The sequence below is a fragment of the Tepidibacter thalassicus DSM 15285 genome, from assembly GCF_900129915.1.
Classification (GTDB): Bacteria; Bacillota; Clostridia; order Peptostreptococcales; family Peptostreptococcaceae; genus Tepidibacter; species Tepidibacter thalassicus.
The window spans coordinates 23,503-49,930 of record NZ_FQXH01000016.1; the positions used below are offsets into that span (position 1 = coordinate 23,503).

General features: G+C 28.0%; 25 protein-coding genes. 21 read left to right on the forward strand and 4 right to left on the reverse strand.

Annotated elements, in window-relative coordinates:
• Positions 1-43: 43 nt before the first annotated feature.
• The 3 genes from BUA19_RS07765 (at position 44) to BUA19_RS07770 (ending at position 2,849) form a co-directional block, all read left to right on the forward strand.
• A complete protein-coding gene (locus BUA19_RS07765; protein WP_072725336.1) occupies positions 44-541 on the forward strand; it encodes an SEC-C metal-binding domain-containing protein in 498 nt (165 codons plus the stop codon).
• Positions 542-647: 106 nt separating this feature from the next.
• Positions 648-809, forward strand: coding sequence for a hypothetical protein (locus BUA19_RS11750; protein WP_178137471.1), 162 nt, complete (start codon positions 648-650; stop codon positions 807-809).
• 27 nt (positions 810-836) lie between these two features.
• A complete protein-coding gene (locus BUA19_RS07770) occupies positions 837-2,849 on the forward strand; it encodes a methyl-accepting chemotaxis protein (protein ID WP_072725338.1) in 2,013 nt (670 codons plus the stop codon).
• 42 nt (positions 2,850-2,891) lie between these two features.
• Here the strand turns inward: BUA19_RS07770 and BUA19_RS07775 are convergent, their stop codons facing one another.
• From BUA19_RS07775 to pepV, 4 genes are all read right to left on the reverse strand, one after another.
• Positions 2,892-3,818 carry a pseudouridine-5'-phosphate glycosidase gene (locus BUA19_RS07775; RefSeq protein ID WP_072725340.1) on the reverse strand — a complete coding sequence of 309 codons (927 nt, stop codon included), beginning with the start codon at positions 3,816-3,818 and terminating at the stop codon, positions 2,892-2,894.
• Positions 3,812-4,912: a PfkB family carbohydrate kinase gene (locus BUA19_RS07780; RefSeq protein WP_330389042.1), complete on the reverse strand. Its 1,101-nt coding sequence runs from the start codon at positions 4,910-4,912 to the stop codon at positions 3,812-3,814. Before BUA19_RS07780 ends, BUA19_RS07775 begins: the two co-directional genes overlap by 7 nt.
• A 132-nt stretch (positions 4,913-5,044) precedes the next feature.
• A complete protein-coding gene (locus BUA19_RS07785) occupies positions 5,045-6,448 on the reverse strand; it encodes a YfcC family protein (RefSeq protein WP_072725345.1) in 1,404 nt (467 codons plus the stop codon).
• Positions 6,449-6,534: 86 nt separating this feature from the next.
• A complete protein-coding gene (gene pepV / locus BUA19_RS07790) occupies positions 6,535-7,869 on the reverse strand; it encodes a dipeptidase PepV (RefSeq protein WP_072725347.1) in 1,335 nt (444 codons plus the stop codon).
• A gap of 256 nt (positions 7,870-8,125) precedes the next feature.
• On the opposite strand from pepV, the gene arcA reads away from it, so the two are divergent.
• From arcA to BUA19_RS07875, 18 genes are all read left to right on the forward strand, one after another.
• A complete protein-coding gene (gene arcA, locus BUA19_RS07795; RefSeq protein WP_072725349.1) occupies positions 8,126-9,364 on the forward strand; it encodes an arginine deiminase in 1,239 nt (412 codons plus the stop codon).
• A gap of 91 nt (positions 9,365-9,455) precedes the next feature.
• Positions 9,456-10,448, forward strand: a complete 993-nt coding sequence (gene argF / locus BUA19_RS07800; RefSeq protein WP_072725351.1) for an ornithine carbamoyltransferase — start codon at positions 9,456-9,458, stop codon at positions 10,446-10,448.
• Positions 10,449-10,506: 58 nt separating this feature from the next.
• Positions 10,507-11,442, forward strand: coding sequence for a carbamate kinase (gene arcC / locus BUA19_RS07805; RefSeq protein ID WP_072725353.1), 936 nt, complete (start codon positions 10,507-10,509; stop codon positions 11,440-11,442).
• An 85-nt stretch (positions 11,443-11,527) separates the two neighbouring features.
• Positions 11,528-12,328 carry a TrmB family transcriptional regulator gene (locus tag BUA19_RS07810; protein WP_072725391.1) on the forward strand — a complete coding sequence of 267 codons (801 nt, stop codon included), beginning with the start codon at positions 11,528-11,530 and terminating at the stop codon, positions 12,326-12,328.
• Positions 12,329-12,408: 80 nt separating this feature from the next.
• Positions 12,409-13,242: a sporulation peptidase YabG gene (gene yabG / locus BUA19_RS07815; protein ID WP_072725355.1), complete on the forward strand. Its 834-nt coding sequence runs from the start codon at positions 12,409-12,411 to the stop codon at positions 13,240-13,242.
• Positions 13,243-13,252: 10 nt separating this feature from the next.
• Positions 13,253-14,551: an N-acetylmuramoyl-L-alanine amidase gene (locus tag BUA19_RS07820; protein WP_072725357.1), complete on the forward strand. Its 1,299-nt coding sequence runs from the start codon at positions 13,253-13,255 to the stop codon at positions 14,549-14,551.
• 94 nt (positions 14,552-14,645) lie between these two features.
• On the forward strand, positions 14,646-14,897 hold the full coding sequence (locus BUA19_RS07825; RefSeq protein WP_072725359.1) for a Veg family protein: 252 nt from the start codon (positions 14,646-14,648) through the stop codon (positions 14,895-14,897).
• A gap of 95 nt (positions 14,898-14,992) precedes the next feature.
• Positions 14,993-16,543: a DUF3794 and LysM peptidoglycan-binding domain-containing protein gene (locus BUA19_RS07830; protein ID WP_072725361.1), complete on the forward strand. Its 1,551-nt coding sequence runs from the start codon at positions 14,993-14,995 to the stop codon at positions 16,541-16,543.
• A 181-nt stretch (positions 16,544-16,724) separates the two neighbouring features.
• Entirely contained in the window at positions 16,725-17,594 is an 870-nt protein-coding gene (gene ispE / locus BUA19_RS07835; protein WP_072725363.1) for a 4-(cytidine 5'-diphospho)-2-C-methyl-D-erythritol kinase, read from the forward strand.
• Complete coding sequence (locus tag BUA19_RS07840) at positions 17,587-18,273, forward strand: GntR family transcriptional regulator (protein WP_072725365.1); 687 nt, start codon at positions 17,587-17,589, stop codon at positions 18,271-18,273. The genes ispE and BUA19_RS07840 overlap by 8 nt, the downstream gene beginning before the upstream one ends.
• A 130-nt stretch (positions 18,274-18,403) precedes the next feature.
• The gene (locus BUA19_RS11755; protein ID WP_178137472.1) at positions 18,404-18,574 is read left to right on the forward strand and encodes a CLC_0170 family protein; all 171 of its coding nucleotides are present in this window, start codon (positions 18,404-18,406) and stop codon (positions 18,572-18,574) included.
• A gap of 5 nt (positions 18,575-18,579) precedes the next feature.
• A complete protein-coding gene (locus BUA19_RS07845) occupies positions 18,580-20,109 on the forward strand; it encodes a spore germination protein (RefSeq protein ID WP_072725370.1) in 1,530 nt (509 codons plus the stop codon).
• Complete coding sequence (locus BUA19_RS07850) at positions 20,106-21,206, forward strand: GerAB/ArcD/ProY family transporter (protein WP_072725372.1); 1,101 nt, start codon at positions 20,106-20,108, stop codon at positions 21,204-21,206. The genes BUA19_RS07845 and BUA19_RS07850 overlap by 4 nt, the downstream gene beginning before the upstream one ends.
• Positions 21,203-22,354 (forward strand): Ger(x)C family spore germination protein, encoded by a 1,152-nt coding sequence (locus BUA19_RS07855; protein ID WP_072725374.1) that lies wholly within the window; start codon positions 21,203-21,205, stop codon positions 22,352-22,354. Before BUA19_RS07850 ends, BUA19_RS07855 begins: the two co-directional genes overlap by 4 nt.
• Before the next feature lie 45 nt (positions 22,355-22,399).
• On the forward strand, positions 22,400-23,047 hold the full coding sequence (gene spoIIR / locus BUA19_RS07860) for a stage II sporulation protein R (RefSeq protein WP_072725376.1): 648 nt from the start codon (positions 22,400-22,402) through the stop codon (positions 23,045-23,047).
• A gap of 13 nt (positions 23,048-23,060) precedes the next feature.
• A complete protein-coding gene (gene sleB, locus BUA19_RS07865; protein WP_330389044.1) occupies positions 23,061-23,744 on the forward strand; it encodes a spore cortex-lytic enzyme in 684 nt (227 codons plus the stop codon).
• Between the two features lie 14 nt (positions 23,745-23,758).
• Entirely contained in the window at positions 23,759-25,084 is a 1,326-nt protein-coding gene (gene ypeB / locus BUA19_RS07870) for a germination protein YpeB (RefSeq protein ID WP_072725377.1), read from the forward strand.
• Positions 25,085-25,194: 110 nt separating this feature from the next.
• Positions 25,195-26,277 (forward strand): D-alanine--D-alanine ligase, encoded by a 1,083-nt coding sequence (locus tag BUA19_RS07875; protein WP_072725379.1) that lies wholly within the window; start codon positions 25,195-25,197, stop codon positions 26,275-26,277.
• Positions 26,278-26,428 lie beyond the last annotated feature (151 nt).

The following is a 26,428-nucleotide window of genomic DNA, read 5'->3' on the forward strand; positions in this document are numbered from 1 at the left end:
TATAATTAATGCTTAAGTGAGTTATAATGAAGGAGGAAAAAATATGAGTTTATTTGAGAAATGGCAACAATTAGCTGATAATTGCAATAGTGAGCAGGAAGAATTAGAATTTTGGAAAGATTATTTAAAAAAAGAAGCTAGTATATACGAAGAAATATTAGATAAAAAAATAGAAGTAATAGAAGGAAAAATATCTGATTTAGCAGCTAGCCATGGGGTAAGCGAAGAATATTTCATGGGATTTTTAGATGGAATAAGTGAAAGTTTAAAAAATGAAATAAAATTAGAAGATTTAGAAGCTGATAGTGAGATAAAAATAGAAATAGATTTTGAAAAATTATACTATAACATGGTGGCGGTAGAAGCTCATTGGCTTTATAATTTAGATGGTTGGAATAATATATTAAGTGAAGAGAGAAGAAAAGAAATACAAAGAGAATATAAGTCTTCAAAAACTATAGTAAAAGAAAATAAAATAGGGAGAAATGAACCTTGTCCTTGTGGAAGTGGGAAGAAATACAAAAAATGTTGCGGAAAATAAACCCTGATTAAGGGTTTATTTTTTTGTATAAAATTTTTTTTATATTGGTTATAAAAGTAAAAATGGTATAATAGGAGTTAGAAAATTATTGAAAGGGGTGAAAAATATGTATATACTTAAATTTGTAGATTTTGAAGATGAATTGACAGTAAGAGAATTTGACAGCAAACAGGAGTTAAAAGAATATATAGTAAAGAATAATATAGATAAGCGTTGGCACCAAATAGAAGAAATAAAAAAAGTTATTCCAAATTTAAAAGAAGATTAAAATATGAATAAGGAGGTATTCTTTTTTATGTTTAACAAAAACTCTATAAAATTTAAAATATTGACTGTTCCGTTGATGATTATGTTTTTAGTTGTTACACTAATATCTGTTAGTACTATTAACATATCGAGGTCAAGGTTAATAAATCAAATGAAAATAGACGGAATAAATTTAGCTCATCAAATAGCAAAACAAATACAAAAAAGTGATGATACTATGGATATTATAGATAATTCTATAGAAGATAAAATTAGAACTTTAGGTAAATTTTTATCTAAAAAGTATGATGTTATAGATAATAATTATTTAATTGAAGTAGCTGAAGATTTCAATGTTGATGAAATAAATGTTGCAGATTCAAATGGAAAAATAGTATTTTCTAATTTAAAAAGTAGTTTAGGTTCTATATTTGGACAAGACCATATATCTTATCCTGTTTTATCAGGACAAAGAACTGAATTGATGGAAAATATAAGAAAATCAAGAGAAACAGGCGATTATTATAAATATGGCTATGTAAAAATGGAAAATGGAGGAATGGTTCAGATAGGAATACTTGCAAATAGAATACATGAATTAAGAGCAAGTTTAGAAAGTCAGTCTTTAATAGACGATTTAGCAAAAGATAAAAGTATAGAGTATGCTTTTTTAGTAGATAAAAATTCAAAGATATTAGCTTCTAATGATAGAGAAAGAATAGGACAAACATTAATAGGTGAAGATATAAAAGCTGCAATTAAAAAAGGAGAAGAGTGTAATCATATATTCTTTTATGATAAAAAGAATGTAGAAGTTTGTGATTCTATAGTTCCTCTTTATAATGATGGAGTGCATGTTGGTGCTGTGGTTGTAGGGTTGTCTATGGATAATTTAAAGAAAGCTATTTTTAATACTATTATTACAATAGTTATAATAGCATTGATTTCATTTGTATTGTCAGCGATTATACTATACTCTATTTCGAGCAATATTTTAAAAGTAATCAATAAACTTGTTGATATATCTAAAAAAGTATCAAATGGAGAACTTAACAATGAAATAGATATAAAAGCTAAAGATGAAATCGGCATTTTAGCTAGAAATTTTGAAAACATGATAAATAATTTAAAAGAGACAATACATAATATGAAGGAACAAGCATCTAAAACAGAAGATATGTCCAATCATTTAACAGCTATTTCGCAAAATATGACGGAGTCTGCTGAAAAAATAGCAACTTCAATACAGGATGTTGCACAAGGAACTAGTTTTCAAGCAGAGGATTTAGCTAATATTAATGGGATATTAACTAATTTTACAGAAAAATTAGGAAATATTGTTAAGTCTATAGAAAATGTTGATTTTAGATCTAAAGAAATTAATTTGATGGCTAATGAGAGTAGAGTTAATGTGGAAAATGTTATAAAATCTGTGGATAAAGTAACTCATACTTTTAATGATTTAATTTCTAAAATTTCAACTGTTGGTGATAATGTAAATCAGATAAATGAAATAACAGCTCTTATAAATAGTATAGCTGATCAAACTAATTTATTAGCTCTTAATGCCTCTATTGAAGCGGCGAGAGCAGGAGAAGCAGGAAAGGGGTTTGCAGTTGTTGCTGATGAAATTAGAAAACTTGCAGAGCAGACAAAGATGTCTTCTGAAAATATAAATTCTTTAATTACTACTATATCAAGCGATACTGATATGGTTGTAAAAACAAGTGATACTATGAATGATGAATTGAATAATCAAAGAAAAGATATAAATGTTGCCATGGATTCATTTAAAAAAATAATTGAAGGAATAAATGAAATAATTCCTAAAATTGACAATATAAATAATTCTGCTATTAGTATAGATAATGAAAAAAATTTAATTTTAGACAAAATAGAAGAAGCATCGGCTGTTGCAGAAGAGGTTTCGGCATCATCTGAAGAAATAGCTAGTTCTTCTCAGCAGGTTAGTTCTGCTACTCAGCAAGTTTCATCTACTGCAAATGTCTTAAATGAGATGACTAAAGATATAAGAGAAACTGTAAATAAATTTAAGTTATAAAACAAAAAATCCGTTGATAATTTTATCAACGGATTTTTGTTTTTAAGAGTTTTTATATAGTTTAGAAAGTTCAACTGAAAGATCTGCTGCGACTTTTGCATTGTTATAAACTAGTTGTATATTAGATTTAAGACTTTTTCCTGAAGTTATAGATTTAATTTTGTCTAATAAAAATGGAGTTGTTTCTTTGCCTTTAATTCCTTTTTCATCAGCTTCTTTTAGTGCATCTTCTATAGCTTTGTTTATTGCATTATAGTCCATTTCAAATTCTTTAGGGATTGGATTTCCTATAACAATTCCTCCATTTAAATTCAAATCCCATTTTGATTTAATAGCAAGGGCAAGTTCTTTTGCTGATTCTACTTTATAGTCTACTTTAAATCCACTTTTTCTGGTGTAAAAAGCAGGGAATTCTTCAGTTTTAAATCCCACAACTGGAACTCCATGAGTTTCTAGATATTCTAGTGTAAGACCTATGTCTAGTATTGATTTTGCACCAGCGCATACTACAGCTACATTTGTTTTGGATAGTTCTGTTAAATCGGCAGAAATATCAAATGTTTCTTGAGCTCCTCTGTGAACTCCACCTATTCCACCAGTTGCAAATACTTTAATTCCTGCAAGGTTTGCTATTATCATAGTAGAAGCTACTGTTGTTGCACCATCTAATTTTTTAGATATTATAAAAGGTAAATCTCTTCTGCTTGTTTTTAATATACAATCGCTTTTACCTAAATATTCAAGTTCATCTTCATTAAGTCCTACTTTTAATTTCCCATTAAGTATAGCGATTGTAGCAGGAATAGCTCCATTTTCCCTTATTATATTTTCAACTGTTTTAGCCATTTTTATATTTTCTGGATAAGGCATACCATGAGATATTATAGTGGATTCAAGAGCTACTACGGGAACGTTTTCTTCTAGAGCTTTTTTAACCTCTGGATTTATTTCTAAGTAGTTTTCTAACATAAGTTCATCTCCTTTAAAATTTTTTGTATATTATCTATAGACATATTAGGATTAATTGTATTTTTATGAGATAATGCTAATATTGAAGCGCTTATTGCGATTTTAGTACTGTATTCTAAATTGTAATTATTTATGTGGCTATAAATTAATCCTGATATAAATGCATCACCAGCACCGGTTGTATTTACAACATTGACTTTGGGATTGGGTATAAATTTAGAATCTTTTTCATCGGCGCAAAATACACCTTTTTTTCCAAGAGTTATAAATACTTTTTTTACTCCTTTATTTAAAAAGTAATATGAACATTTTTTTAAATCTTCCATAGAATTAATTTTTATACCTGAAAGAGATTCAGCTTCATATTTATTTGGTTTAATAGTATTAAAAAGTCCTATAAAATCTTTAACTTTTATACTTTTTTTAGTAGATACTGTATCTAGAAAAAAATCTATACCTTTGAAGTTAAATAAAATGTACTCTATTACTTCCTTTGGTAAATTAGTATCTAATACTATGATTTTGGAATTTTTTAGTATATGAGATTTTTGTTTTATGAAATCTACAGTTATTTTTTCAAAAATATCCATATCAGATATAGCGACTTTCATATCTCCGTTTTCATCTAAAATAGATAAATATGTTGAAGTTGGATAATCTTTTAAAATCAAACAATTTTCCATATCTATTCCAGATAATTTGCTTTCTTCTAATATTTTTTTTCCGTATATGTCTTCTCCGATGGCAGAAATTAATTTTGTTTCAATTCCCAGTTTTACAAGATTTTCCGCTATATTTCTTCCAACTCCTCCGAGAGATACTTTAATTTTTCCTGGATTTGAGTCATTTAGAATTAAATTTTCTTTTGGAAATCCTTGAAGGTCTATGTTAGTTCCTCCGATTACAGTCACATAGTCTTCCTCTTTTAATATGTAACCTTTTCCCTTAATATAACCTTTTTTACTTAAATTTGTTATATGAACAGCAACAGATGATCTAGCAATTCCAAGAAAGTCAGCAAGTTCTTGTTGTGATATTAAGGGGTTTTTTCTTATTATTTCTAAAACTTCTTTTTCTCTATTAGTCAAATTCATCACCAAACTTTTGCTTATATTATAAACAATTACTTATATTAAGTTTATCGTATTATACATATTTTTTCAATAATAAGTTTATGTATAATATAAAAAAAGAGGACTTTATATAAAGTCCTCTTAAAGTATACATTAAATCATAGCTCCAATTCCTAGAGCGATCATAATTACTATCATTAATACAGCTATTAATTTCCAAGTGAATTTTAACCATTTATCATAAGAAACTCTAGCTATAGCAAGTCCTCCCATAACAACTGCACTTGTTGGAGTAATTAAGTTTACTATACCAGATGCTGACTGATAAGCAGTAATTATTATATCTCTTGAAACTCCAGTAAAATCTCCAAGTGGAGCCATTATTGGCATTGAAAGTGTTGCAAGTCCAGATGTTGAAGGAATTAAGAAAGACATTGGTATATAGAATAAATATGTAAGTATTGCAAAACCTACAGAACCAAGTCCAGAAAGAGTTTTTTCTCCAAGGTTTAAAACAGTGTCTGTCATATTACCAGCATTCATTACAACAGTTATACCACGAGATAAACCTATAATTAATGCAACGCCTAGTAAGTCACGTGCTCCATCAACAAATGATCCAACTAATTCTTCTTCTTTCATACCTGATACTAATCCTATTAAAATAGCTGAAACCATAAATAATGCAGAAAGTTCTCCAAACCACCAACCTAAAGTTGGAAGAGGAATGCCTATATCGCTAAATGGAATAACACTATAAACCATGAAAATAAAAGTTGCTGAGAATAATATTAGTATAAATTTTCTTTTTGCTGTTAATTCAGGGAATTCATTTCCATCTTTTTTAGTTAAGAAATGTTTTTTATTATCTTCATACATATCATATACAAGAGATTTTGAAGGATCTTTTTTTACTTTTTCAGCATATTTCATAACGTATATAATAGTTACTAATTCGCATGCTATTAATATTAATACTCTAAGTCCTATACCTTCACCTAAAGATATACCAGCAAAACCTGATGCTATACCAGTAGCGAAAGGATTAACAGTAGATCCTAAAACTCCAGCACCAGCTCCTAACATTATAACTGCTGCTGCTGTTATTGTATCATAGCCTGCTGCAATAAATACAGGAATTATCAAAGGATAAAATGCTATTGTTTCTTCAGCCATACCATAGCTAGTTCCACCTAATCCAAATAAAATCATTAAAATTGGAATCATCCATTTTTCTCTACCTTTTAAATTTTCTACAACTCTAGCTATTCCAGCGTCAATAGCTCCAGTTTTCATAACTACACCCAAGAATCCACCTATTATAATGACGAATAACGCAACGTCTATAGCCTCGTTAAATCCTTTTATCGGAGACATTATAACTTCTTTAATTCCTTGAGGTGTTGGGTCTACTGTGTGATATGTTCCTGGAATTGGAGTTTTTTCAGGAGTATAATCATAATTACCTGCAGGAACAATCCATGTTAGTGCTGCTACTACTATTATGATTGCGAATAAGATAGTGAATGCACTAGGCATTTTAAATTTTTTTTTCATTTAGTTTGACCTCCTTATATATTTTTTATTTAATTTTTCTAGAATTATATTTTCCATAATTCTAGAAAAATTATAATTAATAGAAATTATTTTGTTAATTCATATACAGTTTTTGCGTATATTTTAGTGCATTTTATTAAATCTTCTATTTCGATATATTCATTAGCTTGATGTTCAACTTTTGGTTTTCCTGGAAATACTGCACCAAAAGCTACACAGTTATCCATGGCTCTAGCGTAAGTAGCTCCACCTGATGAAAGAGGAGTAGAGTCAAGTCCAGTTTCTTCTTCGTATACTTTTTTTAGAGTTTTTATTAAGAAGTGATCTTCTGGAACATATATAGCTTTTAGATAATCGTATTCATTGTACTTAAGATTGTATTCTAAAGCTTTTTCTTTTAATTTTTCAACAACTTTATCTTTATCGACTGTTACAGGAATTCTTATATCAAGTCCTATCTCTTCAGTTTCGTTATTTATATTTATTTTTCCTACATTTATAGTTAATTTTCCTGAAACTTTATCTTCGCAATTTGGTATTATATTTTCACCATTGTAAGTTTCTTTTATAACTTCAGCTATAAATTTAATTGCATTAGATTTAATTCCTAAATTATTTAAAGCAATACACAATCTTGAGATAGAGTTAATTCCATATTGAGGATTTGCAGCATGAGCACCTTTTCCGAATACAGTAATATTGTTATTTTCTAACTTATATTCAAAACCTAATTTATCAAGCTCTGAAGCTAGTTCATTTATTTTTATATCACTATATACAATTTTATCAGGAACTGCATTAAAAGCATTTCCGCCATTTAGAGTAATTTCTGATGAATTTTTAGATTTTAAGGTAGCTTGAAGAAGTCCTTTTTCGGCATTTATCATAGGAAAAACAGAATCTGGAGTAAATCCATAAGAAGGAATTTCTTCATTTTCAAGGTATTTATTAATTCCTCTCCAAAGATTTTCTTCATCTGTTCCAAATATAAATCTAATTCTTTTATTGAACTTAACACCTAGGTCCATAAGAGCTTTAACTCCGTAAATTGCCGCTATAGTAGGGCCTTTGTCGTCTTGAGTACCTCTTCCGTATATTTTTCCATCTTTAATTACAGCATCATATGGAGGAAAACTCCAATTATCGATTTCTCCTTCAGGAACTACATCTATATGACCTAATATTCCTATTAATTCTTTTCCTTCGCCGATTTCGGCATACCCATAATATCCATCTTTATAATATGTTTTAAAACCTAGAGATTCACATAATGATAATGTTTTCCTTAAGGCTTTATCGATATTTTCTCCAAAAGGACAATTATCTTTAGGGTCTGAAATTACGCTAGGAATTTTAACTAATTCTTGTACAGATTTAACAATTTCATCTTTTAATTCTTCGATTTTATTATTAATATCCATAAAAAACACCCCTTTTAAACAAAATATTGTTATTAATTTATCGATTTTAAATTTTGTAAAATATAAAATAAAATGATTAAGACTTTGATTTAAGCTAAATTATAATTGATAATAAGTAATTTGTCTATACGCAAAAAATTTTTTTAAAAAAATCGGAAAACGTTTGACAAAGAAGAATCAAAGAGTTATACTAAAGGTGTAGTTAGTAACTACTGGAGTAGTTAGAGATTTTTAACAATTAATAGGGGTGAGATAAATGAGTAATAAAAAAGTTTTACAAGTATATTCAGAAATTGGAAAACTTAAAAAAGTTCTTTTACACAGACCGGGAAAAGAAATAGAAAATTTAACACCTGATTTGATGGACAGGTTATTATTTGATGACATACCTTATTTAGAAGTAGCTCGTCAAGAGCATGATGCTTTTGCAGATATACTTAGAAATAATGGAGTTGAAGTAGTTTATTTAGAAGATTTAGCTGCTGAAGCTATTGCAGATAATGATATAAAAGAGCAATTTGTAAATGAGTTTGTAAAAGAAGCATCTATACAAAGTCAAAAGAAAAGAGAACTTGTAAAAGAATATCTTTTGAGCTTTTCTACTAATAGAGAAATGATAGATAAGATGATGGAAGGTATTAGAAAAGAAGAAATAAAAGATTATAGAAGAACTTCACTTGCAGATATGATTGAATCTGATTATCCATTTATAGTAGATCCAATGCCAAATCTTTATTTTACAAGAGATCCATTTGCGACAATAGGTGCTGGAGTATCTTTAAATCACATGAGAACAGTAACTAGAAATAGAGAAACATTATTTGCTAAATACATATTTAATTATCATCCAGAGTATAAGGAAGCAAATGTACCTTTATGGTATGACAGAACAGAAGATACTTCAATAGAAGGTGGAGATGAATTAATACTTAGTGAAAAGGTAATAGCAATTGGGGTATCAGAGAGAACAGATGCAGCTTCTGTTGAAAAATTAGCTAAGAGAATATTTGAAAATAATGAAAAATTTGAAGTTGTTTTAGCATTTGACATACCAAAGAAAAGAGCATTTATGCACCTTGATACAGTATTTACAATGGTTGATTATGATAAGTTCACTATTCATCCAGAAATAGAAGGACCTCTTACTGTGTATTCTATAAGAAAAGGTGAAAATCCAAAGGATATAGTAATAGAAAAAGAAACTATGGAGCTTAGTGATATACTTAAGAAATATTTAGAACTTGACAATGTTACTTTAATCAGATGTGGTGGAGGAAATTTAATAGATGCAGGAAGAGAACAGTGGAATGATGGTTCAAATACTCTTGCTATTGCTCCAGGAGAAGTTGTAGTTTATTCTAGAAATCATGTTACAAACAAATTACTTGAAGAACATGGAATAAAACTACATATTATGCCATCGTCAGAATTATCTCGTGGTCGTGGAGGTCCAAGATGTATGTCAATGCCACTTGTTAGAGAAAATTTAAAATAAATGATGATTGTTTGAAAATAAATTAATTATTTAGGGAAAACTTATAAATAAGAAAATAAATTTTATAAATATGAAAAGGGAGGATTTTAAAATGGCAGTAAACTTAAGAGGAAGACATTTTTTAACATTAAAGGATTTTACACCAGAAGAAATAAAGTATCTTTTAGATTTATCTAGAGATTTAAAAAATAAAAAAAGAGCAGGAATAAGAGGTAATTTATTAGAAGGAAAAAATATAGTACTTTTATTTGAAAAAACATCAACAAGAACGAGATGTGCATTTGAAGTTGCTGGATTTGATGAAGGTGCTTGTGTAACTTTCCTTACAAATTCACAAATGGGTAAAAAGGAATCAATAGAAGATACTGCTAAAGTTCTTGGAAGATTTTATGATGGTATAGAATTTAGAGGATTTAAGCAAGAAACTGTTGAACAATTAGCTAAACATGCTGGAGTTCCTGTTTGGAATGGACTTACAGATTTATATCATCCAACTCAAATACTTGCAGATTTCTTAACTGTTATGGAGCATGTGAATAAACCTCTTAATAAAGTTAAGTTCGTTTATGTTGGAGATGCTAGAAATAATATGGGTAATTCTTTAATGATAGGTGCTGCTAAAATGGGAATGGATTTTGTTGCTCTTGCTCCTAAATCATTATGGCCATCAGAAGAACTAGTATCTGAGATGCAAGAAGTTGCTAAAGAAACTGGAGGTACAATTACTTTAACTGAGGATATTGATGCTGTTAAAGGTGCAGATGTAATATATACAGATGTTTGGGTATCAATGGGAGAAGAAGATCAATTTGAAGAAAGAATAAAATTATTAACTCCATATCAAGTTAATATGGATATGATTAAGAAAACTGAAAATGATGATGTAATATTCTTACATTGTCTACCTTCATTCCATGATACAAACACAGTTATAGGAAAAGAAATATATGAAAAATTTGGATTAAAAGAAATGGAAGTTACTGATGAGGTGTTTAGATCTAAGCATTCAAAAGTATTTGATGAAGCTGAAAATAGAATGCATACAATAAAAGCGGTAATGGTTGCAACTATCGGAAATTTATAAAATAACAGGGGACATCCCCTGTTATTAATATAATCAGGCTTGATGAGGGAGGATTATTATGAAAAATAAAATAGTAGTAGCGTTAGGTGGTAATGCACTTGGAAAAAATCCTAAAGAACAATTGGAGTTAGTTAAAAATACAGCAAAACCAATAGTAGATTTAATAGAAGATGGCAATGAAGTAATTATAGCTCATGGAAATGGACCACAAGTTGGAATGATAAATTTAGCTATGGAAACTGCTTCTAAATCAGAAGCAAATACTCCTGAGATGCCATTTCCTGAATGTGGAGCGATGAGCCAAGGGTATATAGGATATCACCTTCAAAATGCTATAAGAGAAGAACTTTTAAATAGAGGTATGAATATCCCTGTAGCTACTGTTGTAACTCAAGTTGTAGTTGATAAAGATGATCCTGCTTTTGAAAATCCGACAAAACCAATAGGATCTTTTTATACAGAAGAAGAAGCTAAAAAGCTTGAAGAAGAAAAAGGATATAAGATGAAAGAAGATGCAGGTAGAGGATATAGAAGAGTTGTACCATCTCCGATGCCAATAGATGTTGCAGAAAAAGAAACTGTTAAAACTTTAGTTGAAAATGGACATGTTGTAATAACTGTTGGTGGAGGAGGAATACCTGTTGTTAAAGAAGGAAATAGTTTAATTGGAGTACCAGCAGTTATAGATAAAGACTTTGCGAGTGAAAAGATAGCTGAAATATTAGATGCAGATTATTTGATAATACTTACAGCAGTAGAAAAAGTTGCTATAAATTTTGGAAAAGAAAATGAAAAGTGGCTTGAAAAGTTAACTGTAGAAGAAGCTCAAAAATATATTGAAGAAGGACATTTTGCTCCAGGATCTATGCTTCCAAAAGTTCAAGCTGCTATGAAATTTGCAAGTTCCAAAGAAGGAAGAAAAGCTTTAATTACTTCTCTTGAAAAAGCAGCAGAAGGAATACAAGGTAAAACTGGAACATTAATAGTTAAATAATATATATAAGAAGAAAGAGAAATAGCTAGGCTATTTCTCTTTCTTCTTATATAGTATATTCAAATGAAAGGTGAGGTTATTGAATATGGATGAAGAAAAGATAATAGAACATATGATGCAAATAGGAATAAATAAGTATGAATCAAAAGCGTATATATCTTTATTGAAAAGACCTGGAATAACTGCTTATGAATTGAGTAAATTATCTGGAGTTCCGCAAGCAAAAATATATGAAACTATGAATAAACTTTTAGATAAAAAATTGGTTAATATAATAGGAGATAGTCCAACTAAATATATAGCTGTAGATTTTGAAGATTATTTGGATAATTATAAAAAGAGTGTAAGTAAAACGATTAAATTTTTAAAAGAAAATGTCAAAGAAGTAAATGCTAATGATCAGATTTCTTATATGTGGTATTTTCAAGGAAGGGAAAATATAGTAAATAAGATACATAGAGTATTTTCTAATTCTAAAAAGTTTATATACTTAGAATGTTGGAAAGAAGAATATGAATTTTTTAAAGATGAATTAAAAAAACTTGAAGAAAAAGGAATAGAAATAGTTACTGTTTTATACGGTGAAGTTGATGAAAAAATAGGAGAAGTTTATTTTCATGAGATGGAAGATATGGAAAAGGATGCAATTGAGTTTGGTAGATGGTTTACTTTAGTTTCAGATGGAGATGAATCTTTATTTGCAGTTTTTAAAGGTAGTAAATCTCAAGGAATATGGACAGAAAATGAAGCGTTTATGCTTATGGCAGAGTGTTTTATAGTTCATGATATATTTTTAGCTGAGATATATAAGAAGTACAGAAAAGAACTTGATAGAGAGTTTGGACCAAATTTAAAGAAAATAAGAGAAAAGATTCATATTGGATAAAGATAATGTTCTCTATATAGGGAACATTATTTTTTTGTCCACATAAAATATATTAACCCCACTAGGTTAGGAGGAATGTGATGAGAATAGGAGATTTAGTTGTTAGAAAATCCCATGGGAAAGATGTTTTATTTAGAATTATAGATATAGTTGAAAATAAAAATAAAAAAAAACAAGTGATTTTAAAGGGAATAGATTTTAGACTTATAGCAGATTCTTCAGTAGATGACTTGGAGGTTGTTAGACAGGATAATGTTAGAAATTATATATTTAGTAGACAAATAGAAAGTTTATTAAATAAAGCAATAAAAAACAGGTTAGATAGGAATAGGAAGTACTATAGAAATGGATTTGGAAGGCCAGGGAAAGTACTTCATTTGGATGGAGATAGTGAATATTTAAAAATATGTCTAGAAGCGTATAAAAAATTACAAATACAAGCTGTGGGAAAAGTGGTTACAGAAGGAGATCAGTATAAAGTAATTGGTTCACTTCTTGGTGAATATTCACCAGATATACTGGTGATTACAGGGCATGATTCTATATTAAATCCAAATGGAGATATGAAAAATATAAATAATTATAGAAATTCTAAAAATTTTATAAAGGCTGTTCAAGAAGCTAGAAAATATGAAAGTAGCATGGATGAACTTGTCATATTTGCAGGTGCTTGTCAATCTTATTATGAAGCTATTTTAAATGCAGGAGCTAATTTTGCTAGTTCACCGCATAGAATATTAATTCATTGTTTAGATCCTGTTTTGATAGTAGAAAAAATAGCTTATTCGAGAATAGATAAAGTTTTGCCACTTGAGGAGGTTTTTCAAAACACAATAACAGGAATAAAAGGGATAGGAGGGTTAGAAACTAGAGGCAAGTACAGATCAGGACTTCCTAAGTCTTTATACGAATAGAGGTGAGATTGTGGATAAAAAATATAGAGATTTAATTGCATATAGAGTTTGCAAAAATATGCCTAAAGATTTTCATATAGAAGCTTTGAAATGTCAAGCTATTATAGAAAGGACTATTATTTTTAGAAGTATAAAAGATGAAAGCTTAAAAATAGAAAGTATAGATAATAATTATATAGATAATAGAATATATCAAGCTGTAGATGATACAAAAAATTTAGTTATAATGTTCAATAATAGTCCTATTTTAGCTTTTTATCATGTATCTTGTGGTGGCAGTACAGAAAACAGTGAAAATATATTAAATAGAAAAATTGATTATTTAAGAGGAGTAACTTGTGATGAATGTAAAAAAAATAAAAATGTAGATAATATTATTGATGTAGATTTAGAAGAACTTTCATCGTTATTTAATTGTAAAGTACCTTCTGGTTTTCTCGATGCTTTTTCGATAGAAGATATATTAAAAGTTATAAAAAAAACGGAAAGTAAAAGAATAGAGAGTATATTGGTTTTTAATAAAGAAATTAAAGGTATAGAGTTTAGCAAAAATTTAAATTTAGATTCTTTGAGATTTGGTTTTAGACCGATAAGAATTAGGTTTTATACAAAAGGAATAGGTCATGGGCTTGGACTTTGTCAATATGGAGCAAATGAAAAAGCTAAAAATAATTGGAAATTTAGTGATATTTTAAATTATTATTATACCAATATAAATATATGTAAGGTTGAAGAATTTAATTCTAATTTTCCGTTGAAAAATATAAAAATTTTTATTGATCCAGGCCATGGCGGAGAAGATTTAGGATATTCAAGTGAAAATGGACTAATTGAAAAAGAAATTACATTGAAAATTTCTTTAATTTTAAAAGAGAAATTAGAAGAATATGGTGCTGATGTAGCTATTTCTAGGGATAAAGATGAGTATGTATCTTTAGATAAAAGGGTAAGTATGATAAAAGAATATAATCCTGATTTTTTAATTAGTATTCATTTGAATAAATCAAAATTTGAAAGTGTATGTGGAATAGAGGGATTTTATTATTGGGGAGATGTTGAAGGCAAAAATTTGGGAGAAAATATAATGAATATTTTAAGTGAAAGGTTAAATATAAAAAATAGAGGAATAAGGGAGGGAAAAGTATATATATTAAGAGAAATTGGTTGTAGTGGAGTATATTTTGAGTTAGGCTATTTGTCTAATCATGAAGAAGCAAAAAATTTTAGAGATAAAGAGTTTATTAATAATGTAGTTATGTATATGATTGAGGGATTATTAAAATATTATCAAAATAAAATGTTGACATAATGATTAAAAATAGATAAAATATAAATTTATATATTTGACAAAAAACTTGATTTGTGATATTATGTTAACATACAATGGAGAAGAAGGTGATTTTTTGGCTACTAAACACACTTTGGATCAGATAAGAAGAAATATTGAGAAACATATAGGAAAAAGAGTTGTATTGAGAGCAAATAAAGGAAGAAAAAAAATGATAGTAAAACAAGGTATATTGGAAAACACTTATCCTAGTATATTCGTAGTAAAAATAGATGACAGTAATTCCACTAGAGTTTCGTATAGTTATTCAGATGTATTGACTTGTACAGTTAAACTTCAAATATGTGCAAATGAAAATGTATCTTAAATTCCACCTATTAAATTTGGTGGAATTTTTTTTTATTAAAATAAATATAATATAATGTGATTTGATATTTACATGTGCACATGGGGGGGAAAAAAATGGATTTAATAAAAGATGTTATAAAATTAGACAGTAGGAATGATTTTTCAAAATTTCAGACATTTTTAGAATCGGAAATTTTGGTACCTGATATAAAAGAAGATGTGTTTGAAATAATAAAAACAGAAGGGTACATATCTTTAAAGAAAGAAGATGTAATGGAAGGAAAAGTTATACTAAGAGGAGATTTGAATTACAATGTAATTTATTTAACTCAAGATAAGAAAGTATCAAATTTAAATGGAAAATTAGAATTCAATGAAGTAATGGAGAAAGATGATATAAGCTTAGATATGAAAATTATATTAATAGGAGATATAGAACATATAGATGCAAATATAATTAATGAAAGAAAAATAAAATTAGGATGTTTAATAAATATAAGAGGAAGTTTATTTGGAAGAAATAAAGTAGATATAATAAGAGATATTACAGGACTTGATGATGTACAAACTCGCAGAAAAGATATATATTATGAAGATATAGTGGGTATAGAAAGAGGAGAAAGTGTTGTTAAAGAAATTATAAATTTAGGAGAAAATGAAGATATAGAAGATGTTATATCTTTAAATCCAAAGGTAAAAATTAAAGAAACAAGATTATCTGATAATAAAGTTATTTTAGGAGGAGTATTGGTATTAAATCCTATAGTTTTATCTAAAGAAGGAAGTTTGATTAAATTAAATGATGTCGATATAGAATTTACACAGTTTATAGAAGTTCCCGGAGCTTGTGAGGGAATGAGAGAATATGCATATGTAGATTTGTTAGATTTTAAATTTAATTTAATAGATGACGAAGGGGGAAAATGTAATTCATTAGAAATTGATGCAACTATAAAATCAAAAGTTAAAGTTTCAGAGAGCATTTCAAGAGAAGTACTTCAAGATGCATATTGTCCGTATAGAGGTTTAAAACTTGATGAGAAGTATTTGACTTTGAATAAATTAATGGATTTTGGTGTGGAAGATTTTATTATAAATGAGAATGTTCAAAATGATAGAGAAGATATAGAAATTAAAGAAATATTAAATGTTGATGCTAAAGTATTTATAACAGATAATTTTATTATGGAGAATAAAAATACATTAGAAGGAATTGTTCATGTAGATATAATATATATTCCTGTAGAGGGATTAAGACCTGTTTATATGATAACAGAAGAAATTCCTTTTAAACATTCAGTGAATTTAATTAATATTGATGAAAATATGAAGCCTTATACTACTGTTCAGTTGGAAAATATAGATTATAGTTTGAAAAAAAATGAAATAGAAGTTAAATTTAAGTGTAAATTGAGTTATGAAATAATACAAAATATACAAAGTAAATTTATAGTAAATGGAGAATTGCAAGGTGATATAGATTTAAGTTCAAAGCCTAGTATAACTATATATATAGCAAAAGAAGGAGAAACTCTTTGGGATGTTGCAAAAAGATATAATACATCATTAGAAGAGTTAGCTCAAACTAATGAAATTGATAAAGAAGAAATATTAAAAGAAGGTCAGTATTTAATTATAGAGAAAAAAGTAGTTACAGAAATATAATATAAAAAAAGTCCCGTATTATTTGTAATATTGGGACTTTTTATTTTTTGTAATAACATAAGTATAGTATAATATATTTATAAGAATTTAGGTAATTGCAAAACTCATAAAATTAAAAAATCTTTAAAAATAAATTTAGGGTCTTGTAATTGACTATTAAGAACTAAAAGGGGAGGCTGTAATGGTTTTAAAATTAAAGTGTAGAGCTAAAATAAATTTAGCTATAGATGTACTAGGAAAGAGAGAAGATAATTATCATTTAGTTGAAATGATTATGCAAACTATAGATTTATATGATTGTGTAAGCATAGAAGAAATAAATAGTGGAATAGTAATAGAAAGTGAAAATCCTGATGTGCCTTTAGATTCTAAAAATATAGCATATAAAGCAGCAAAGCTTATTAAAGATAAGTTTAATATAGATAAAGGAATTAAAATAAAAATAGAAAAAAATATTCCTGTAGCAGCAGGGCTTGCTGGAGGGAGTGCTAATGCAGGTGCAGTTCTTGTTGGACTTAATGAGCTTTGGGATTTAAAACTCGGTAAATATGAAATAATGGATATGGGACTTAATTTAGGTGCAGATGTACCATTTTGTATAATGGGAGGAGCTGCTTTAGCTTGTGGTATAGGAGAAAAACTAACTCGTATAAACGGGCTTGATAATGTATATATACTTATATGTAAACCAGATATATTTGTATCAACTGCTTGGGTTTATAATAATCTTGATATATCAAAACTTAATAAAAGACCGAATATAAAGTTTTTACTTAATTGTTTAGATAAAAAAGATATATATAATTTAAGTAATAATATGGTAAATGTACTTGAGAGTGTAACAGAGTCAAATTATCCGCAAATAAAAGATATAAAGAAAAAAATGATAGAATACAAAGCGTTAGGTTCTATGATGAGTGGAAGTGGTCCTACTGTTTTTGGAATATTTGATGATTTTGATTGTGCTAAACATGCAAAAGAAAATTTAGAAAAGTTATATAAGCAAACATATTTGGTAAAAACTTATAAAGGAGGAATAGAAGTTGAATGATAAGAAAATAGAAAAATTAAAGTTAGAAAATTATAAGCCTTTAAGAGAAATAGTATTTGAATATTTAAGAGAAGCTATTTTAAAGGGGAAGTTAGAGCCAGGACAAAGGCTTATGGAAGTTCAACTTGCTGAGCAATTAGGTGTAAGTAGAACTCCTGTAAGAGAAGCTATAAGGAAATTAGAACTTGAAGGATTGGTAGTTATGCTTCCGAGGAAAGGGGCATATGTGGCAGATGTGTCTTTGAAGGATATAATAGAGGTTTTAGAAATTAGAGGAGCTTTAGAAGGGCTTGCTGCATCTGTAGCGGCAGAGAGAATGACTGAAGAAGATTTAGAGAAGTTGGAGCTTATATCTTATGAGTTTAAAAAAAGTCTAGAAAATAAAGATATTGAAATGATGGTTCAAAAAGATATTGAACTCCATGATATTATATTTAATTCTACAAACAATCAAAAGCTTATTCAAATAAATAATTCGTTAAGAGAACAAGTATATAGATTTAGAGTTACTTATATATCTGATTACGATACATCTAAAAATTTAGTCAAGGAGCATGAAGATATAATAGAAGCTATATATAATAGAGATTCAAAGCTTGCCATGGAACGTGCAATGGCTCATATAGAAAATGCAGAGAATTTTATAATTGAAAAATCTAGAAGAAAAAAAGAAATTTAGTAAGTTCTAAAAAGTCTGTTGTTATTTTTATTATGAAAGTAACAATAGACTTTTATTTTTTTTATGTATTGTAAAAATATTTTTGGGGAAATTATATATAAGGTGATTAATTTCATTAGGAGCTGATAAAGTGTACAAGTTTTTTTTGTTTTTAGGAGTAGGTTTGTATTTGTTATTTTGGGATGTTTATACTTTAAAGAAGAAAAATTTAAGTAAAGATTATAAAATAGCTAGATTTTTAGGTGGAGCATATATTACAGTTTCTTTTGTTTATTTGATATACAACTCTTTTATGAGGTGATCTAAATGACTGTGATTAAGCATGATGAAGAATTGAATAAAAAACTGGATATAATTAAAAAAGAATTTAAGGACTGTGATGATTTAATTATAAGAGAATTTGAAGTTGGAATTGATAAAGGGCATAAAATGGCTTTAGTTTATATAGATGGACTTATAGATAAAGTTCTTATAAGTGATTTTGCGCTTGAAAACTTAATTATTGACTCTAGACTGGCACAACCTAATGAAATAAAGAGTAATATAAAAGAATTGATAAAAAATAAAACTTTGGCAATAACTGAAATTAAGGAAATAGAAGATATAAATGAAGCTATTAAAAATATACTTGTTGGAGAAACCATTCTTTTTATAGATGGAGTAAAGGAATGTTTAATGCTTTCTTCGAGAGGTTGGCCTACTAGATCAGTTGCAGAACCTCAAACTGAAGTGGTGATAAGAGGACCTAGGGACGGATTTACAGAGACTTTAAAGATGAATACATCTTTAGTTAGAAGACGTATAAGAGATACTAATTTTAAAATAAAAAATTTATCGCTTGGAAAAAGATCTAAAACAGATGTTGCTCTTTTATACATAGAAAACATAGTAAATCAGGAGGTTTTAGAAGAAGTCAAAAAGAGAATTGACACTATAGATATAGACTCAATTCTTGAAACAGGAAATATAGAGCAACTAATAGAGGATAATAGTTTTTCGCTATTTCCGCAAATGCAATATACAGAAAGACCAGATGTTGTAGCGGCATCATTGTATGAAGGAAGAGTTGCAATATTAGTAGATAACACTCCTTTAGCACTTGTAATTCCAGTTACTTTAAATACTTTTTTACAATCTCCTGAAGATTATTATGAAAGATGGATTATAACTAGTCTTATTAGATTATTGAGATTAGTTGCCACTGTTTTTTCTTTGTTTTTGCCGTCTTTGTATATAGCAATAACGTCTTTTCATCCTGATATGCTTCCCACTGATTTAGCACTGTATCTTGCAGCTACCAGACAGGGAGTTCCTTTTCCCGCTTTTACAGAAGCTTTCATAATGGAGGGAACATTGGAGTTTTTAAGAGAAGCTGGAGTTAGACTTCCAAGACCTATAGGAGCAACTATCGGTATTGTAGGGGGGTTAGTAATAGGTCAAGCAGCAGTTCAAGCAGGTATTGTAAGTCCTCTTATGGTTATTATAGTTGCTATAACTGCTATATCTTCTTTTGCAACACCTAGTTACAATATGGCGATAGGATTTAGAATGCTTAGATTTGTTTTTATGTTTTCAGCATCAATATTTGGACTGTATGGAATAATATTAGCGTTTTTAGTTGTTTTAATCAATTTAGCTAATTTAAGAAGTTTTGGAGTTCCGTATCTATCTCCTTTATCTTCAATAGGAGAAAATTACAGAGATTTAAAAGATACATTGATTAAATTGCCTATTTTTTCTATGAAGTTTAGACCTAAAGTTTATACAAATAAGGATTCAGTTAGATTAAATTATAAAAGAAAAAAAGTATTTGGGGAGGATGATATTAAAAAATGATTTCTAGTAAAGAAAAGATATCAACATCTCAAGCTGTGACATTGTTGATTTGCAGTACATTAGGAGTTGGAATTTTATCTCTTCCGAGAAATTTAGTAGAAAAAGTAAGTGGAGCTGGTTTTATTGTTTTGATAATATCGACTTTGATTTGTGTGTTACTAGGGTATTTTATTTATAAAATAATATATCATTTTCCAAATAAAACGTTTATGGAAATAGGTGAAACTTTACTGACAAAACCTGTAGCTTATTTAGCTTGTTTGATATTTTTAATATATTACTTATGTAGTATGGGTATAGTTGTTAGAATATTTGCTGAAGTTGTAAAAATGTATATGCTTAAAAAAACTCCTACTGAAGTAATTATTATATCTATGTTGTTTGTATGTGGTTACGGTGCAAAAAGGGGAATAGAAGGAATAGCGAGGATGTCGCAAGTTCTTCTTTTTCTCATAGTAATTCCAATAATGTTTATTTTTCTTTTTTCATTTGAAACCGCAGATTTTACTAATTTGATGCCTATTTTTAATACTGATTTTTCAAAAATAATAATTTCTGTAGGTTCGACTATATTTTCGTTTTCGGGATTTGAATTAATGTTGATTTTGGGATTTTTTTTGAGAAATCCGAGCAAAGGGTTTAAGATACAATATACTACATTGATTTTCATAGGGGTATTGTATATTTTTTTTTCAGTAATAAGTGTTGCAGTATTTGGACAAGTTGAAACAACTCATTTAATGTGGCCTACTTTAACTATTGTCAAGGTAATTGATATTCCAGGAGCTTTTTTGGAAAATTTAGATGCTTTAGTTATGGGAGCTTGGACTTTAAATATATTTATTACTATATGTATGTTTTTGTATATATCGGCTTTAATAACAGGAGATATTTTGAGTTGTAAAGAGACTAATTATTTTAATTATTTTTTTATACCTGTTGTGTATTTAATTTCATTATGTCCACAAAATTTAGCTCATGTTTACGATATATTAAATTCTAAGTTTATGGTTTCTATTCAAATTATGGCCATGGTAGTAATTCCTACAATAATGTTTGTAATTCTTATACTGAAAAAGAAGGTGAGTAAAATATGAAGAGAAAAATTACAGCGTTAATTTTTGTTTTTTTGAGTATAACTTTACTATCTGGCTGTTGGGATAAGGTAGAAATAAATACAAGGGGATTTGTAATAGGGTTAGGTATAGATAAAGTATCTGAAAAGGAAAAAAAGAAAGATTCAGATGTTGTAAAAGTAGCATTTAAAATACCTAATGTGGCGATGCTTGGAATTAAGCAAACACTTACGAAAGATGCTTCTTTTTATTGGGAAGCACAAGGAGAAGCTATAGATACAGCTATGAATGAAATACAATCAAAGTCTCCTTTTGATTTGGATTTTTCTCATAATAAAGTGATAATTTTGGGGCAGGATTTATTGAGTGATTCAGATTTATTTAGACAGGCTTTAGATGGGATTGATAGAAATAGATTTTTTTCTAGAAAACTTTTTTTACTAGGTTCAAAAGAAAAAGCAGTAGATATAATAAGGGTAAAACCGACAGAACAGCCGATAATTGGAGCTTACTATACAAATATATTAAGATCAGCAGTGAGAAATGGAACTGTTGTAGATGGAACATTAAATAAAATAATTAAAGATATAAATGAGAACAAAGCTGTTGTTTTTCCTTTGACAAGTGTAACAAAAGACAAAAAGAGAACAGATATAAATGGAGCTTTTGTAATAAAAGATTATAAATTAGTAGGAGAATTGACCGCTGAAGAATCTAGATTTTTAAATATGGTAATAAAGGAAAATTACAATATTATGAATATGCATGTTAACTATAAAAATGTACCAGTAGTATATAACATTACTAGTACAAAGAGGAGATTAAAAGTTAGAGAAAAAGACAATAATTTAGTTTTAGATTTATTTATAGATACTGAAGGTGATATAATTCAGCATAAATTAGGTGTAAAAGGTATGGTAGCAAATGATAAGGGTATTAGAGAAGTTGAATGTTTATGTGAAAACAAATTAAAAAATGATATAAAAATGTTAATAACTAAACTTCAAAAAAATTATAATGCAGATGTAATAGGGGTAAGAAGTTATTTGTATAAATTTAATCCTAGTTTATATAAAAAAGTAGCTGATGATTGGGATCATTACTTTGCTGATATGGAATTGAATATAAAAGTAAATAGTAAAATTAGAAGAATAGGTATAGTTAGGTAAAACTTGGGCATAATACAGATATAAAATTATAAGGGGGAAATTAAAATGAAAAAGTTTACACTAATACTAACTATATCTATTTTATTTATATTATCTAGTGTATTTTATTTACAAGATATATACAAAAATAGAGAAGCTTACAAAGAAAAATTAATTAGATTTCATGTTATTGCAAATAGTGATTCAAGAGAAGACCAAGCTTTAAAGCTCAAAGTAAGAGATAAGATAATAGCTTATTTATCTCCAAAACTTGAAAAATCACAAAATATAGAGGAAACAAAAAAGATAATTAAGGAAAATTTAAAAAATATAGAAAATATAGCTTCGCAGGAAATTAAAAACAATGAAAAGGATTATACAGTAAGTGCTAATCTTGGATACAGTAGTTTTCCAACTAAAAAATATTCAAATATAGTCCTTCCAGCGGGAAAATACAAGGCATTAAAAGTTGTAATAGGAGAAGGTAAAGGAAAAAATTGGTGGTGTGTGATGTTTCCTCCTCTTTGTTTTATAGATATAAACCATGGCATAACAGATAAAAAAACAGAAAAAAATTTAATGAAAGTACTCACAAAAGAAGAATATAAAATGATATTAGTAGATAATAATGAAGTTAAACTTAAATTTAAATTGTTAGAGATTATAGAAAAAATAAAAAATAAGCACAATCACTATTTAGCAAAAAAGAAATAAGGAGTGATAAAAGGTGAAAAAGGCATTGTTATTTATGTCTGTATTCTTTATAATTTCACTTTTAGCAATAACCTTTTATGTGGATGATTACATAGCGTATGGACAGGCAAATATATTTTGGGGATCAAGAGGAACACAAGTTAAAACTGTACAGTCAAAGCTAAAAAGATGGGGTTATTACGATGGTGCAGTAGATGGAATTTATGGTTATAGAACTTATTTGGCAATAAGAAAATTTCAAAAAAAGCACAATTTGAAGGTCGATGGAATAGTAGGAAACGCAACTAAAAAGGCTTTAGGTATTCCGGTTAAGTCAAATAAAACACCGGTTTCGAGAAATGACGATGTATATCTTCTTTCAAAAGCAATAACCGGAGAAGCTAGAGGAGAACCTTATGTTGGACAAGTAGCTGTAGGAGCTGTTATTTTAAATAGAACTAAAGATCCTAGATTTCCTCATTCAATTGCTGGGGTTATATATCAACCGGGAGCTTTTACAGCAGTTGATGATGGTCAAATAAATTTAAATCCAACAGAGTCTGCTATAAGAGCAGCTAGAGATGCAATTAATGGATGGGATCCTACAGGAGGAGCTATATATTATTGGAATCCAGCAACTGCAACTAGTAAATGGATTTGGAGATTAAAACCAACTTTAAAAATAGGAAAACATTGGTTTGCAAAAGGGCCTTATTAGAAAGAAGGGATATTTTGAGTACAAAGCGAAAAATAAATATTCTAGTAGGATTATTTGTTCTATCTGCAATTTGGGGAGCAACTCAGTATTCTCAAAAAATAGGATATAAAAGGTATTTAGATGCACAATATCAAAGGATGTTTTATGAATTGATAGGAAATGTAGAAACTATACAATCGGATTTATCCAAAGTAAATGTAAGTACCTCAACAAAACAGAATGTAATAATTCTTAATGATATAATGAATCAGTCGTATTCAGCACAAGAAAAAATGTCTCAACTTCCATTGAATCATGTAGCTTTAGGAAAAACAGAAAAATTTTTAACTCAAGTAGGGGATTATACTGTAACACTTGCTAAGGAAGCAATAGATGATAAAAAACTAGATGAAAAGGAAAGAAAAAAGCTTTATGAGCTTCAAAAAAATGCTCAATATTTATCTGAAGAGCTTGGTGAGCTTCAAAGAAATATAGCAAAAGGTGAAGTTGAGTTTTTTGATGTAGTTGCAAAATCTAATAAAAAACTTCAAAAAAGCAATAAGAACATTATGGCAACAAGCATGATAAGAATAGAAGAAAGAATGAATGAAACGCCTGAACTTATATATGATGGACCGTTTTCAGAACATATAGGAAATATAAAACCTAGACTTAAAGGACAAAAAATAGATAAAAATAAGGCAAAAGAAATAGCTTTAAAGTTTTTAAAAGAGAAAAATGTAAAAGATTTAACTTACGATGGAAGATTAAAAAATGCACATATTCCAGGTTATGTTTTTAAAAATGATGAAATAACATTAGTAGTAAGTGAGACTGCTGGTAAAATTGTGTGGATGATAGATACTAGAAACATTACAGAGCCTACAATAAAAAAAGAAGAAGCTTTAAATATAGCAAAGACATTTTTGGATAAAAAAGGATATAAAAATATGGTACCAACGTATTCTTTAAGGTATGATGGAACTACGACTTTTAACTTTTCATATAAACAAGAAGGTGTAGTTGTTTATCCTGACCTTATTAAAGTTAAAGTAGCACTTGATAAAGGGGATATAGTAGGTTTTGAATCTCAAGGTTATTTAGTAAGTCATTATGATAGAAAAATGGGAACACCTAAAGTAAGCGTTGATCAAGCCAGTAAAAGTATAATAAAAGGTGCAAAAATTTTTAAAAGTAGATTAGCTATAATACCAACAGAAGGAAAAAAAGAAAAACTTTGCTATGAATTTAAGGTGAAATATGAGAATAGAAATTTTTTAATTTACGTAGATGCTATAACAGGGAAACAACAGAAAATATTTGAGCTTATAAAAAATGAAAATGGAACATTAACTATGTAAAAGAAGCTAAATGCTTCTTTATTTTTTTTGAAAAATAAAATATAATCAATAAAGTGATTGAGTACATATAATTATAAATAAATATATATATTTTGAGAGAAGGTGTTATTGTGAAAAAAATTAATGTGGCTTTGATATTTGGAGGGAAATCAGGAGAACATGAAGTTTCTTTGGCTTCTGCTTCTTCTATATACCAATTTATAGATAAACAAAAATATAATGTTTTTACAATTGGAATAACAAAGGAAGGTAATTGGCTTTATTATGAAGGAGATGTAGAAAATATAAAAAACGGTGATTGGGAAAAATTATCAAATAGAAATGTAAATATAAATTTAATACCTACAGCAAATAAAAATATAGGAATAGAGTTTGAAGATAATAGATTTGAAAAAATAGATGTATTATTTCCTGTGCTTCATGGACCATTTGGTGAAGATGGATCTATACAAGGGTTATTTGAAATAAGTAATATTCCATATGTAGGATGTGGTGTTTTATCATCAAGTGTTGGAATGGATAAGTTGATTTGTAAAAAAGTATTTGAACAAGAGGGTTTACCTCAGGTTAAATATACTTATACAACAAAATGGGATTTTAATAAAAATAAAGATAAAGTGTTAGATGAAATTGAACAAAAAATTTCTTATCCTATATTTATAAAACCTGCAAATTTAGGTTCAAGCGTTGGAATATCTAAGGCTAAAAATAGAGAAGAACTTGAGAATGGAATAAATGAGGCTTTAAAATATGATAAAAGAGTAATTTTAGAAGAAGGAATAAATGCTAGAGAAGTAGAAGTATCTGTTTTGGGAAATGAAGAGGTATGTGCATCTGTTGCGGGAGAAATTATTCCATCAAAAGAATTTTATGATTATGAGGCAAAATATTTAAATGAATCATCTAAGCTTATAATACCTGCAAAAATAGATGATGAGATGATGAATAAAATTAAAAATATGGCCATAAAGGCATTTAAGTCGATAGATGCTTCTGGTCTTTCACGAGTAGATTTTTTTATTGAAAAAGATACAAATAAAATATATGTAAATGAAATAAATACAATGCCGGGATTTACTAATATAAGTATGTATCCTAAACTTTGGGAAGCTACAGGAATTTCTTATACTCATCTTATAGATAAACTTATAAATTTAGCTATAAAAAGGCATAACGATAAATGTAGTAAATAGATTTTTTAAAATAAAGTTGAACGAGGTGACTATAACAGTTGATTAAAATATATAAAAATCTATAAAAATCTATCGAACAATTTACACATTTCTGATATTATAATATCAGAGGTGATATTAATGTATTCAATAGGAAAATTTTCAGAAAAAT